Raw genomic sequence first — 12,176 nt, 5'->3', positions numbered from 1 at the left:
AGGTCAGTCCTCGACCGCAGCCTCCTGCTCGCGCCGGAACCGCTCGATCTCCGCATCGACCTGCCGCCGCGAGAACCGCGTCGCGATGAACCCGACCCACGCCCCTCCGATCACGGCGAGCAGGACCCCCAGGATCGCTCCGACGGCGGCCGCATCGACACGCTCTGTGTTCGGCGGGGCCGCGCCGAACAGCAAGCTCACGCCGGCCGCCGTCACGACGACGGCGCCGACCATCGCGGGCCGGTTGCCCGCGCGGGGTGCGTCGAAGGGCAGGAACCAGGGTGAGACCGCCAGGACCACCCAGAGACCCACCACACCGGTGCTGACCGGGAACCACAGGCGGAGCACGAACAGCGTCACCACGTGCGCAACCAGACCGCCGGCACACCACAGCATCCACCGCTTCCGGTCGCGCCGCTGCCGGCTGAGCCCGTCGTCACGCACCATGGGTCGACCGTAGTCCCGGCGCGGCCGCCGGTGACCGGCCCGGACGGGCGATCACCGGCGGCCGGAGCGGGGTCAGGACAGGGCGGAGAAGGACGCGTCGCGCACGAGCACGGTCGCCGCGTCTCCCGCGACCTGCTGCTCCGGGTCGCTGGACAGCCCGAGCTGCCACGTGCCGCCACCCGGCTTCTCGGGCAGCGTGAACTCGACGGTGGTGTCCGAGGCGTTGAGCAGGACGGCGACGGTGTCGTCGCCCTGTTCGAGGACGAGCATCACCGCCCGGTTGCCGCCGTCTGCCCAGTCCCCGTCCTCGAAGCCGGCGTTGTCGGCGCGGAGCACCGAGACGGTCGAGTCGGAGTCGCCGGGTGCCGTGCGGTACCACTCCGGACGCAGGGACCGGTGCTGCGCCCGGAACGCGATGGCCGAGGTCGTGAAGGCGAGCAGGTCCTGGTCGGCGGCGTCCCAGTCGAACCAGGAGATCTCGTCGTCCTGGCAGTAGGCGTTGTTGTTCCCGCCCTGCGAGCGGGCGATCTCGTCGCCGCCGAGGATCATCGGCACGCCGGCCGACAGCAGCAGGGTCCCGAGGAAGTTCCGGCGCTGGCGGTCGCGGTACGCGTTGACCCCGCCGTCGTCCGTCGGGCCCTCCACCCCGCCGTTGAACGAGGTGTTGTCGCTCTCGCCGTCGTTGTTGTCCTCGCCGTTCGCCTCGTTGTGCTTCTCGGCGTACGAGGTCAGGTCCGCCAGGGTGAAGCCGTCGTGGGCCGTGACGAAGTCGACCGAGCACAGCGGCGAGCGCCGTGACCCCTCGTAGACGTCCGGGCTGCCGAGGACACGCTGCACGGCGTCACCGAGCGCCCCCTCGTCGCCGCGCCAGAAGGCACGGAGGTCGTCGCGGTACTTGCCGTTCCACTCGGACCAGTCGGCCGGGAACCCGCCGACCTGGTACCCCGCGGTGTCCCACGGCTCGGCGATCATCTTGACCTCACGGAGCACCGGGTCCTGGTGGATGATGTCGAGGAAGGCGGAGTGCTTCTCGGCTTCGCCGCCCTGACGGGTCAGCGTGGTCGCCAGGTCGAAGCGGAAACCGTCGACGTGCATCTCCTCGACCCAGTAGCGCAGCGAGTCCATGATCAGACCGAGCGCGGCCGGGTGCGAGACGTTGAGGCTGTTGCCGGTACCGGTGGTGTCGAAGTAGTTCGCTTCGTCGCCCTCGACGAGCCGGTAGTACGACTCGTTGTCGATGCCCTTGAAGGACAGCGTCGGGCCCATGTGGTTGCCCTCGGCGGTGTGGTTGTAGACGACGTCCATGATGACCTCGAGCCCGGCTGCGTGCAGGGCCTTGACCATCTCCTTGAACTCGGCGACCTGCTGGCCGGCCGTGCCGCTGGACGAGTACTCGTCGTGCGGCGCGAAGAACCCGATGGAGTTGTAGCCCCAGTAGTTGCGCAGCCCCTTGTCGGCGAGTGTGGAGTCCTGGACGAACTGGTGCGTGGGCAGCAGCTCGACGGCCGTGACGCCGAGGTCGACGAGGTGCTGGATCGCGGCCGGGTGCGCCATGCCGGCGTAGGTGCCGCGGATCGCCTCGGGCACGTCGGGGTGCTGCTTCGTGAAGCCCTTCACGTGGACCTCGTAGAAGACGGTGTCGCCGAGCGGGGTCGCGGGACGGACGTCGTCGCCCCAGTCGAACGAGCGGTCGGCGACGACCGACTTCGGCATGGCGGCGGCCGAGTCGGTGTCGTCGCGGGTCTCCGGGTCGTCCATGTCGTGCCCGAACAGGGCCTGGCCCCACTCGTACGAGCCGTCGACCGCCGTGGCGTACGGGTCGAGCAGGAGCTTGGAGCCGTTGTGGCGGAGGCCCTTGGCCGGGTCCCACGCGCCGTGCACGCGGAAGCCGTAGCGGGTGCCGACAGCGACGCCGGGGACGATGTCGTGGAAGGTGTAGCCGGTGCGGTGCTGCAGCTCGGTGCGGTGTTCCGTGCCGTCGTCGTCGAACGTGCAGAACTCGACGCGCTCCGCGGTGCTGGAGAAGAGAGCGACGTTGGCGCCGCCGTCGACGAGCGTGACGCCGAGCGGGGTGCGGGCAGAAGTGGTCATGGTGTCGTTGTACCGGGCGGCCGCTGTGGTCCCGGCTCGCGCACGTACCCCGGCAGGCATGGATGCGCAGACCGGACAGCTGCGACCACGTGGGCAGACACCGAACGGTGACCGAGGGCGTCTGCTCCTCGTTCGGGTCGGGGAGCAGGCGCCCTCGCGCTACGACGACGTCGGGTTCGGCGCGGCGGGCCGCGACGATGCCAGCCCGGAACAGGGATCGGGCCCCCGCAGCTGGGCGCCGCGGGGTAGCTCACGAGACGGTACGGATGTGCCGCTCTCCGGGTGCACAGGTACGCGGAAATCGACCGGGAGCACCCTGCCGTCATCCGGAGAACGTGCGTTCCCCGTTCGGGGGATACCGACGAGGGGCGCGGCCTGGTTGGGTCGTCGAGTCAGCAACTCCGTTGCGGACGAGATCCGCGCGGAGCTTCGGCACCAAGCGAAGGTGACCCCCTCGGGTGGGGCGGTCGCGGTGGGTGCCGGCGTGTCGATTCGGGTTCGACACGGCGGCACCCCCATTCAGCGGGGAACCGAGGCTTGCCCTGGCGGCAGGGGTGCACCACTGTGTGGAGTACACGCTCGCTCGGAGGAACAGGGACCACATGCTGTCGTTGGTGTACGTGAGCACGATGAGCCGACCGGTCACGGACGAGGAACTCGCCGAGATCCTGGTGATCGGTCGCGAGAAGAACCTGCAGCTCGGCATCACGGGGATCCTCGCCCACCAGGGGAGCAACTGCATCGGCATCATCGAGGGCGACGACGAGGTCGTGCGGGAACGGTTCGAGGGCATCCGTCAGGACCCCCGCCACACCAACGTTCGCCAGGTCGCCGCGGACACCGTCGCGACCCGGTCCTTCCCGGAGTGGTCGATGGCGTTCCAACCGGCGGACCCGTTGATCAAGGAGATCCCGGGGTTCCTCGACCTCTTCGCCGACGGGCACGCGCCCGACCCCGCCACCGGTACGTCCCGCGCGACGGCCCTGCTGGAGTGGTTCCGGAAGCACCCCCTGGCGCCGCTGACGAACCAGCACGGCGACGACGGCATCGAGCTGCGCACCCGGATCGTCAACGCGACGATCACGGTGCTGCACGAGACCGGGGTCGAGCAGGTCGACGTCGACACCGTCGCCGCCCGGGCCGAGATGACCGTCGACGAGCTGCGCACCCACTTCCCCTCCCGCGAGAGCCTGTTGACCGCCACGGTCGACCGGTGGTCGAGTTCCGTGTCACGGCCCCTGCGGCCGATCGCGGACACGCACGGCGCGGTCGCGTACCTGCACGCGCTGGTCGTGGCGTACTCGGAGGAACCGGCGTTGATGCGACTGCTCGCATCGACGCTCGCCTCGAGCACCGACCCCGGACACGAGGGCGCGGAGTACTACCGCACCCTGTACCTCCGGTTCCGTCGGACCGTCCGGGAAGCACTCGAGCGGGACATCCGGACCGGTCGCGAGCCGGCCACCATGGATCCCGCGCGTGCCACCGAGCAGCTCCTCGCGCTCTACGACGGTCTGCGGATCCAGTCGCTCCTCATCGAGGGGTTCGACATCATCGCCTCCTTCGACCGCGCAGTGTCACGGCTGCGGCGGGGGTGGGCCGAGGACTACCGGCACACGGACCTCTTCGAGATCCCGGTCGAGGGCACGGGCGATCACAACGCCCGCGAGAAGCAGACCGACTCGGGGTCGTCGCGGTAGGGCCCGAACGGCTGGATCCGCACGAACCCGTTCCGGGCGAACAGCGCGGCGGCGTGCGGCTGCAGCACGCCGAACTCGGCGACGACCGCCGGTGCCTGCAGCTCTTCGGCCTGCGCGAGCAGTTCGAGCACCAGCAGGTCGCCGACGCCCTGCCCGCGGGAGTCCGGTCGGACGAACAGCCGCCGGACCTCGAACACGCCGTCGCCGGCCGCACTCAGCGACGCGGTACCGAGCGCCAGGCCCGAGCGGTCTCGGGCGATGACGTGCACGGCGGCGGTCGCCTCGGTCAGCGGACGGCCACGGTCGGCCGGACGGCCGTAGATCCGGTCGACCTCGATCCGGGCCGCGGCGCGCAGCCGGACGGCGTCCTCGTGGTCGAAGGGCTCGGCCGCGACCGAGAACGTCAGGTGCTGCATCGTGGTGTGTTCCTCGCCCGGCGCCGCGTCGTCGCGGGTGCCCCTTGGGTGATCGGTGTGCGTGCCGCCGCTCGAACCCGAATCGAGCGGCGGCACGGTGTGCGCGCTTCCGCTCGAACCCGAATCGAGCGGTGGCGCGTGCAGACGGCTGGCGTCTGCCCTCGGACGCCCTAGCGTCCGTGGTCTGTGGTGTGTGGTCGGTCCGGGTCAGCTCACCAGGTCGAGGTCCCACACGGGGGCGACGTACTCGCGGGACCATCCCTCGCGCAACCGGGTGACTGCCCGGTCGAACGCTTCGAGCAGGTCCATCTCGGGGCGCACCATGGACTGCAGCTGCAGTCCCTCGTAGGTCGCGAGCAGCTGCTCGGCGCCGCGCGACGGCTCCATGGTGCTCGGTTCGCGACCGAGCAGGCTGTCGCGCTGCAGGGAGTCCTGCACGAAGGCGTGGAACCGGCGCCACCGCGCGTGCAGCATCGGCGCGAGCGGGTGCTCCGGTGACGCCGCGATGTTCAGGGTGGCGGTGAGGAAGCGCATCAGGGACGGGTCGGCGATGTTCGCGGTCACGATCGCACGCAGGAACGGCACGGTCCCGAACCGTTCGGCGAGTGGCATGAGCGGTGCGGTGCGCTGCTCGTTCCAGTGGTCGATGGTGGCCAGGAGCAGACCGTCCCAGCTGGGGAACGTCCGGCCGACCACGTCGACGTCCTGACCGGCGTGGTCCGCGACGACGGCCGGGGTCACCTCGTGGAGCGGACGCGTCCGCAGTGCCGTGATCATCCCGTCGACGACGGCCGATCGGAGGGCGGCATCGTCCGAGGTCCGGCGCGATGATTCGATGTGCATGCATACACCCCACCAGGCACACCGGTCCCACCAAAGCCCCCGAACGGGGATCGCGCGCAAAACGGACCAGCACGATCCGGCCACGACACTTCCCACCGATCGACCTGCGAGCGATACTCATCCCATGCAGTGGGGACGGATCGTACCGGTGGCGGCGGTGGCCCTGATGGCGAGCGGAGCGCTCGCGGGGTGCGGCGCCGACGGGACCGTCCAGTCCATCGACACGGGCACCTCGGTCACCTCCTGCATCGACCACGTGCCCATGACGGTCGCCCAACGCCGCGAATCCGCTGATCTCGTGGTCGACGGTCAGGTCACCAAGACCGACCGCACCGTCGAGATCGGCGGCGTCTACGACGTCTACGAAGCCGAGGTCACGACAACCTCGAAGGGGGACGCCCCCGGCACCACCATCGAGATCGTCAGCACGTCGGACCAGTGCACGACGAGCGGCGAACCCGTCGAGTACCTCGACGGCGACGTGCTCGAACCAGGGGGAACGTTCCGCCTCTACCTGACGAAGGCCGACCCCGAGGACGACGACAGCGTCTGGCGCCTCGTCGTCCCCGGCGCCGCCGAGCCGCTCACCACCGGCTGACGCCCGGCACGCACCACGCGCGCCCTACGGCTCGGGGACCGCCACGATCCGGTTCTGGTACGCCCACACCACGGCCTGCAGCCGTGACCGGACCCCGAGCTTCGGCAGCATCCGCGCCAGGTGCGACTTCACGGTCGAGACCTCGAGCACGAGCGCGACCGCGATCTCCTCGTTCGACATCCCCTGCGCGAGCAGGAGCAGGACCTCGCGTTCGCGGGCGGTGAGCACCCCGTCGGCCCGGTCCCCCGACACCGGCTGCAGGCTCCGTCGCGACACGAACTCGCGCAGCACCCGCCGGGTCAGCGCCTGGTCGAGCGTCCCGTTCCCCGCGGCGACCTGCCGCACGGCATCGACGATGGTGTCCGGCTCGGCGTCCTTCAGCAGGAACCCGGAGGCACCGGCCTCGAGGGCCCCGAACACGTAGTCGTCCAGGTCGAACGTCGTCAGCATCAGCACCGGGATGGCCGGGTCGGCGTCGGGGGCGCAGAACAGCCGGGCGAGCTCGATGCCGTTCATCACCGGCATCCGGATGTCCAGGCAGGCGACGTCGGGCCGCAACGAGCGCGCCAGCGCGAGCGCCTCGCCGCCGTCGGCGGCCACGCCGACCACCTCGATGTCGGCCTCCGCGCCGAGGAGCGCGGACACCCCGGCACGGACCAGCGGCTGGTCGTCCGCCACCAGCACGCGGATCACGCGACCACCTCGCCGCCGTCGGCGGCCTGCGCGGGTGCGGGAGGTGCCTCCCGGTCGAGCGCCAGCTCCACCAGCCATCCGCCGGTCGCGGTGGGGCCGGTCTGGAGGCGCGCCCCGACCAGGTCCGCCCGCTCGCGCATCCCCCGCAGGCCGTTGCCGCCCGACGGTGAGGTCGGCGCTGCCGGAGCGGCGGCTGGTGCGTTCTCCACCCGGATCACCACCCGGGCCGGGTCGCGGTCGTCGATGGTGACGGTGCACGGGGCGGACGGGGCGTGCAGGGCGGCGTTGGCCAGCGCCTCCTGGACGGTGCGGTACGCGGCGAGCTGCGCGAGCGGGCCGACGCCGTCGGCCACGGGGCGGTCGTCGGCCGGACGGTCGCCGCGCAGCACGTCGAGGCGCACGTCGCTGCGGAACCGGGCGCGTTCGACCAGGTCGACGATGCCGGCGACCGTCTCGACCGCGCGTTCTGCGGGGACGTCCTCGCGCAGGAGCCCGACCAGGCGGCGCAGGTCGTCGAGGACGGCGGTGCTCTGCTCCCGCACCTGGCGCGCGCCCTCGTGTGCGCGCTCCGGGTCGCTGTCGATCTGCCGGTCGATCACGGCGGCCATCAGCGCGATGCCGGACAGGTGATGCGCTGCGATGTCGTGGAGCTCGCGGGCCATGGCGGCGCGTTCGCGGGAGACCGCGGCGTCGACCAGGGCGTCCTGCTCACGGAAGACCGCGCTCGCCTCGGCGGTGCGGGCGGCGCGCACCTCGCGGCGGGACCGCACCAGCAGGGTGACCAGGAGCGGGAGCCCGACGGCACCGACCGCCTGCAGCACCCCCTGGCCGACTGCGCCGGACAGGACCGCGCTGCCGGCTGCCACGAGCGCGCCGGCGACCAGGAGCGTCGGCCACAGGCGTGCGAGCGGGACCCGGAGTGCGGCGAGGACGACGGCGACGACCACCGGCAGCGCGGTGAGGCCGAACAGGTCGAGCGACTGCGGGGCGAGCGCGGCGACGAGCACCGGCAGCACCGACACCGCGACGAGCACGGTGCGTGGTGCCCGACGGGCCGCGAGCAGGGCGGCGGACTGGGCCAGCAGGCCGAGCGCCAGGACGGTCCACGCAGCGGTGAACGGTGCCGGGACCCGCATGGCCAGGGCGGCGCCGTCCGGCTCGAGGCCGTCGAGCGGCGGCAGGCCGACCAGCAGGCCGATCGCCACGACGGCCGTGCCGAGCGCGACGAACACGTCGACGCGGCGGTCACGGGTGCGCGGGTCAGCGGAGGCCATCGTTGGATCCTACGAGGCGCGTACGAGCGGGGACCGGGGCGTCGATCGGCAGCGCACGGCGCGCCGGGTCGTAGCCCAGGCGGCCACGGGTCACGACGAGCAGCACGGCGGCGGCGACGGTCGAGGTGATGGTCAGGCCGATCATCAGCGTGCCGGCGGTCATGCTCGGGTACATCTCCGGGAACAGTGTCGAGATCGTGTTGTTCACGCCGACGTGCAGCAGCAGGGCCAGGGGCAGGCTCTCGCCGGTCTTGTTGAACACCTGGATCATCACGACGTTGAACGTGATCGTGAACAGGGCGAACACGACGGGCTCGCTCCAGTGCGCGTTCGGCCAGCCGCCCCAGTCGCTCAGGTAGAGCGGCATGTGCCAGAGCGCCCAGATCGGACCGAGGATCGCAGCCGCACCGAGCCCACCGAAGCGGTGCTGCAGGCGGGGCAGGGCGAAGTCGCGCCAGCCGGGCTCTTCGCTCAGACCGGTGGAGAACAGCTGGATGACCAGGCCGGGCACGAGCATGGCGACGGCCAGGGCCGAGGGGGCACGGACGTCACCGCCGGCGAAGGGCAGCGCGGACGCGACGATCATGGCCGGCACGACGACGAGCGCCAGGGCGTACCAGTACCAGGCGACCCGCCAGCGGAACAGGCGTCCGACCCAGCGGCGCAGGCCCGGACGGCCGTCGGCGACCGCGGTGACGATGAACGCACCGCCCAACGGGCCGAGGAGCGCACCGGGCAGCACACCCGTGAACTGTCCGCTGCCCAGGACCTCGGGGAAGTGGATGTCCCACGCGCCCATGCCGTGCGGGGACAGGATGTAGGGCACCCATGCGAGCCAGCTCAGGCCGAGTGCCAGGGTGAAGAAGGACACGAGCGGGTGCCGGGCGATGAGGCCGCGGACACCCCCACGGTCCTGAGGGGATGTGCCGGCAACGGGCCGGACTTCGGTGGTGTTCGTCATGCACACGACGCTAGGAACCAGCGCGCTCGGGGACGACCGGCTTCGGGACGCACCTGCGGGAGTTCCATCGAAGGATGCAAGTGCTCCCGGGCCGTTCAGGCGGTGCGCTGGGCGGCCACGTGGGCCAGGACGACCGGGTCCTCGCAACCCCGGGCGAAGCCGCGGATGCGCCGGTCGATGTCCCGCTGCAGCACGAGCACACCGATCCTTTCGGCGAGCGGCGCCAACCACTTCGGCCGGCAGGTGAAGTTGTAGCGCCAGACGGCCAGGGTGTGCCCGGGCTGCCCCTCCGCCGCGGTGAAGCGCCAGCCCCCGCCCATGCGCTCGAAGAACCACGACCCCTTGGTCATCTTCATCCCGACGTTCGACGGCGGATGGTACGAGACGTACTCGCTCTCCATCGCGAAGCCGAACCGCTGCACCGTGTAGGTCCGGACGCCCTTGCCGGGGACCGTCGCACCACCGACCAGGTGCTGGTGTCGGATGAAGGGGTCCCAGCGCTTCCGGATCGCCCCCTGCGTCTGCGAGACGGCGAACGCCACCTGCGGCTCGACCGGCACGGTGCAGCGGGACTCGACGACGGGCATGAGTCATCCTCGCACGCGCACGGTGCGGTGCTCGCCGGCCCGTGCGACGTTCACCGGCCGCGCACCGTGCAGCGCCCGCCGCCCCGTGCGAGGTTGCACGCTCCGTGCGCCGCTACAACCCCGCACCAGGCCGCCAACCTCGCACCGGACGACAGAGCTCGCACGGTGCGAGCTCTGTCAGCGCGGCGAGTCAGCGCAGCGCGGCCCGGAGCGCGTCGGCGATGGGCGCGAGCGCGGCGTCGATCTCGTCGGCGACCCGCGCGTGGGTCGCCTCGGACCGGCGGTACGGGTCGTCGACGTCGTCGTCGGCGGGGTCGGCCGGCGGCGGGACGGTGCCGCGCAGGCGTGCGACCCGCTCGACCAGGGCCTCGGGTGCGTGCACGTCCTGCAGGTCACCGGGCTCGAGTCCGTCGAGCACCCGCGCGAACTGCTTGATCGTGAACGCCCGCTTGGTGGCCCGGGGCGCGAGCGACACCACGGCCGCACGGTGCGACCGTTCGGCCGTCAGCACCAGGTCGGCGTCCTCGACGATCGCCGACGTCAGGTACCGCGAGCTGTGCCGCGACGGGTCACCGCCGAGCCGGACCGACTGTGCCGCGGCGGCACCGTCCATCGCGGCACCGTCGTCGGCGATGGTGCCGGCGGACTCGACCACGAACGCCGCAGCGTCCGGGCCGAGTCGCGCCGTCAGGACCCGCGCACCGAGCGGCGACCGGCAGATGTTGCCACTGCAGACGAACAGGATCCGCATCGTCAGGCTGCGCCGGCGCCGAGCAGGTCGTGGCGGACGACGATGGCGTCGCGCCCCGGACCGACACCGATCGCGGAGATCCGCGCACCCGACATCGCCTCGACCGCGAGCACGTAGTCCTGCGCGTTCTTCGGCAGGTCCTCGAACGAGCGGGCGCCGGTGATGTCCTCGGTCCAGCCGGGGAACGCTTCGTACACGGGCTTCGCGTGGTGGAAGTCCGACTGGTTCACGGGGACCTCGTCCACGCGCACGCCGTCGACCTCGTACGCGACGCACACCGGGATCGTCTCGAGCCCGGTCAGCACGTCGAGCTTGGTCAGCACGAAGTCGGTCACGCCGTTGATGCGCGCGGTGTAGCGGGCGATCGGGGCGTCGTACCAGCCGCAGCGACGCGGACGGCCCGTGGTGGTGCCGAACTCGAAGCCGTTGGCGCGCAGGAACTCGCCGGACTCGTCGAACAGTTCGGTCGGGAACGGACCGGCGCCGACGCGCGTCGTGTACGCCTTGACGATGCCGATGATGCGCTCGAGCTTGCCCGGGCCGATGCCGGAACCGGTCGCGGCGCCACCGGCGGTCGCCGAGGACGACGTGACGAACGGGTAGGTGCCGTGGTCGACGTCGAGCATGGTCGCCTGACCGGCCTCGAACAGGACGGTGTCGCCGCGCTCGAGTGCCCGGTGGATCTCGAGGGCCGTGTCGGCGACCATCGGGCGCAGGCGCTCGGCGAAGGACAGCAGCGACTCGACCACTTCTTCGGCGTCGATCGCGCGACGGTTGAAGACCTTGACCAGCAGGTGGTTCTTCTGGTCGAGGGCCGCTTCGACCTTCTGGCGCAGGATGTTCTCGTCGAAGATGTCCTGGATGCGGATGCCGACGCGGTTGATCTTGTCGGCGTAGGTCGGGCCGATGCCGCGACCGGTGGTGCCGATCTGGCGCTTGCCGAGGAACCGCTCGGTCACCTTGTCGATGGTGCGGTGGTAGTGCGTGATGACGTGGGCGTTCGCCGACACGAGCAGCTTCGAGGTGTCGACACCGCGGGCCTTCAGCGCGTCGAGTTCCTGGAACAGGACCTCGAGGTCGACGACGACGCCGTTGCCGATGATCGGCGTGACACCGGGCGTGAGGATGCCGGAGGGCAGCAGGTGCAGGGCGTACTTCTCGCCGCCGACGACGACCGTGTGGCCGGCGTTGTTGCCGCCGTTGAACTTCACGACGTAGTCGATGCGGGAGCCGAGGAGGTCGGTGGCCTTCCCCTTGCCCTCGTCGCCCCACTGGGCTCCGATGATGACTGCTGCGGGCATCTGGTTCTCCTCACGTTGGCGGAGGACCTCACGCGACCAGGCGGGCCGGTGGTCCACCCGAGTCTATCGGACGGCCACCTGCGCGCCACCTGGCGCGTGCCCGAGATGGTGACGACGGACGGACGGGCGCGTTCCGCTCAGCCGCGACGCGAAGCGTTGCGCGGGGCGCGCCGACCGAGCCTGCGAGGGAGGGGTGCCAGCTGGCACCGGGCCTCCCGTCCGTCGTGTCCGTGCGTTCCGCGATCAGGCGCGGAAGAAGTCCTGGTACGACGGGTCGCCGACGGGCTGCGAGTAGCCGGGCTCGGCGAGACGCTGCTCGATCATCGCCTGGACGACGTCGGGCGGGGTGAGCCCCCGGCGGCGCCACTCGGTCGGGTTGGCCCGGAGCTGGCTCAGCGTGTTCTGCATGCTGCAACCCTGGCACCGTGTAACTAGTTTGTCTAACTACCTGTCCTGATTCCGCGTTCCCCCGACCGCCGGGAGCACAGGAGACGCCGGATCCGCACTGCGGACC

At 71.4% G+C, this 12,176-nt stretch carries 13 protein-coding genes; 2 read left to right on the top strand and 11 right to left on the bottom strand.

Annotated elements, in window-relative coordinates; all coding sequences use genetic code 11:
* Window positions 1-3: 3 nt before the first annotated feature.
* A complete protein-coding gene (locus ACGH48_RS02850; protein WP_396290115.1) occupies window positions 4-447 on the bottom strand; it encodes a hypothetical protein in 444 nt (147 codons plus the stop codon).
* A 72-nt stretch (window positions 448-519) separates the two neighbouring features.
* Window positions 520-2,538, bottom strand: a complete 2,019-nt coding sequence (gene glgX / locus ACGH48_RS02845) for a glycogen debranching protein GlgX (protein WP_396290114.1) — start codon at window positions 2,536-2,538, stop codon at window positions 520-522.
* A 602-nt stretch (window positions 2,539-3,140) separates the two neighbouring features.
* On the opposite strand from glgX, the gene ACGH48_RS02840 reads away from it, so the two are divergent.
* Window positions 3,141-4,238, top strand: coding sequence for a BLUF domain-containing protein (locus ACGH48_RS02840; protein ID WP_396290113.1), 1,098 nt, complete (start codon window positions 3,141-3,143; stop codon window positions 4,236-4,238).
* Here ACGH48_RS02840 and ACGH48_RS02835 read toward each other — a convergent pair.
* Both ACGH48_RS02835 and ACGH48_RS02830 read right to left on the bottom strand, forming a co-directional pair.
* Window positions 4,193-4,654, bottom strand: a complete 462-nt coding sequence (locus ACGH48_RS02835) for a GNAT family N-acetyltransferase (protein ID WP_131921307.1) — start codon at window positions 4,652-4,654, stop codon at window positions 4,193-4,195. The genes ACGH48_RS02840 and ACGH48_RS02835 overlap by 46 nt on opposite strands.
* 207 nt (window positions 4,655-4,861) lie before the next feature.
* Entirely contained in the window at window positions 4,862-5,497 is a 636-nt protein-coding gene (locus tag ACGH48_RS02830; RefSeq protein WP_123310369.1) for a TetR/AcrR family transcriptional regulator, read from the bottom strand.
* Window positions 5,498-5,621: 124 nt separating this feature from the next.
* Here ACGH48_RS02830 and ACGH48_RS02825 point away from each other — a divergent pair, with 124 nt between their 5' ends.
* Window positions 5,622-6,095: a hypothetical protein gene (locus ACGH48_RS02825; protein ID WP_396290112.1), complete on the top strand. Its 474-nt coding sequence runs from the start codon at window positions 5,622-5,624 to the stop codon at window positions 6,093-6,095.
* Window positions 6,096-6,119: 24 nt separating this feature from the next.
* Here the strand turns inward: ACGH48_RS02825 and ACGH48_RS02820 are convergent, their stop codons facing one another.
* From ACGH48_RS02820 to ACGH48_RS02790, 7 genes are all read right to left on the bottom strand, one after another.
* Window positions 6,120-6,788: a response regulator transcription factor gene (locus ACGH48_RS02820; RefSeq protein WP_123293595.1), complete on the bottom strand. Its 669-nt coding sequence runs from the start codon at window positions 6,786-6,788 to the stop codon at window positions 6,120-6,122.
* On the bottom strand, window positions 6,785-8,062 hold the full coding sequence (locus ACGH48_RS02815) for a sensor histidine kinase (protein WP_396290111.1): 1,278 nt from the start codon (window positions 8,060-8,062) through the stop codon (window positions 6,785-6,787). The genes ACGH48_RS02820 and ACGH48_RS02815 overlap by 4 nt, the downstream gene beginning before the upstream one ends.
* Window positions 8,049-9,023, bottom strand: a complete 975-nt coding sequence (locus tag ACGH48_RS02810) for a type II CAAX prenyl endopeptidase Rce1 family protein (protein ID WP_396290110.1) — start codon at window positions 9,021-9,023, stop codon at window positions 8,049-8,051. Before ACGH48_RS02810 ends, ACGH48_RS02815 begins: the two co-directional genes overlap by 14 nt.
* A gap of 95 nt (window positions 9,024-9,118) precedes the next feature.
* Complete coding sequence (locus ACGH48_RS02805) at window positions 9,119-9,610, bottom strand: SRPBCC family protein (protein WP_396290109.1); 492 nt, start codon at window positions 9,608-9,610, stop codon at window positions 9,119-9,121.
* Between the two features lie 190 nt (window positions 9,611-9,800).
* The gene (locus ACGH48_RS02800) at window positions 9,801-10,361 is read right to left on the bottom strand and encodes a low molecular weight phosphatase family protein (protein WP_396290108.1); all 561 of its coding nucleotides are present in this window, start codon (window positions 10,359-10,361) and stop codon (window positions 9,801-9,803) included.
* 2 nt (window positions 10,362-10,363) lie between these two features.
* On the bottom strand, window positions 10,364-11,662 hold the full coding sequence (locus ACGH48_RS02795) for an adenylosuccinate synthase (RefSeq protein ID WP_396290107.1): 1,299 nt from the start codon (window positions 11,660-11,662) through the stop codon (window positions 10,364-10,366).
* A 243-nt stretch (window positions 11,663-11,905) separates the two neighbouring features.
* The gene (locus tag ACGH48_RS02790; protein WP_159573348.1) at window positions 11,906-12,070 is read right to left on the bottom strand and encodes a hypothetical protein; all 165 of its coding nucleotides are present in this window, start codon (window positions 12,068-12,070) and stop codon (window positions 11,906-11,908) included.
* Window positions 12,071-12,176: the final 106 nt, after the last annotated feature.

It is taken from the genome of Curtobacterium pomorum (assembly GCF_044497295.1).
Classification (GTDB): Bacteria; Actinomycetota; Actinomycetes; order Actinomycetales; family Microbacteriaceae; genus Curtobacterium.
This window is presented reverse-complemented; position numbering and strand designations above follow the sequence as displayed.

Bases quoted from the DNA above. Each gene is read 5' to 3' on its own strand.
- ACGH48_RS02850 (WP_396290115.1), bottom strand. From the start codon at position 447: ATGGTGCGTGACGACGGGCTCAGCCGGCAGCGGCGCGACCGGAAGCGG.
- glgX (WP_396290114.1), bottom strand. From the start codon at position 2,538: ATGACCACTTCTGCCCGCACCCCGCTCGGCGTCACGCTCGTCGACGGC.
- ACGH48_RS02840 (WP_396290113.1), top strand. From the start codon at position 3,141: ATGCTGTCGTTGGTGTACGTGAGCACGATGAGCCGACCGGTCACGGAC.
- ACGH48_RS02835 (WP_131921307.1), bottom strand. From the start codon at position 4,654: ATGCAGCACCTGACGTTCTCGGTCGCGGCCGAGCCCTTCGACCACGAG.
- ACGH48_RS02830 (WP_123310369.1), bottom strand. From the start codon at position 5,497: ATGCACATCGAATCATCGCGCCGGACCTCGGACGATGCCGCCCTCCGA.
- ACGH48_RS02825 (WP_396290112.1), top strand. From the start codon at position 5,622: ATGCAGTGGGGACGGATCGTACCGGTGGCGGCGGTGGCCCTGATGGCG.
- ACGH48_RS02815 (WP_396290111.1), bottom strand. From the start codon at position 8,062: ATGGCCTCCGCTGACCCGCGCACCCGTGACCGCCGCGTCGACGTGTTC.
- ACGH48_RS02810 (WP_396290110.1), bottom strand. From the start codon at position 9,023: ATGACGAACACCACCGAAGTCCGGCCCGTTGCCGGCACATCCCCTCAG.
- ACGH48_RS02805 (WP_396290109.1), bottom strand. From the start codon at position 9,610: ATGCCCGTCGTCGAGTCCCGCTGCACCGTGCCGGTCGAGCCGCAGGTG.
- ACGH48_RS02800 (WP_396290108.1), bottom strand. From the start codon at position 10,361: ATGCGGATCCTGTTCGTCTGCAGTGGCAACATCTGCCGGTCGCCGCTC.
- ACGH48_RS02795 (WP_396290107.1), bottom strand. From the start codon at position 11,662: ATGCCCGCAGCAGTCATCATCGGAGCCCAGTGGGGCGACGAGGGCAAG.
- ACGH48_RS02790 (WP_159573348.1), bottom strand. From the start codon at position 12,070: ATGCAGAACACGCTGAGCCAGCTCCGGGCCAACCCGACCGAGTGGCGC.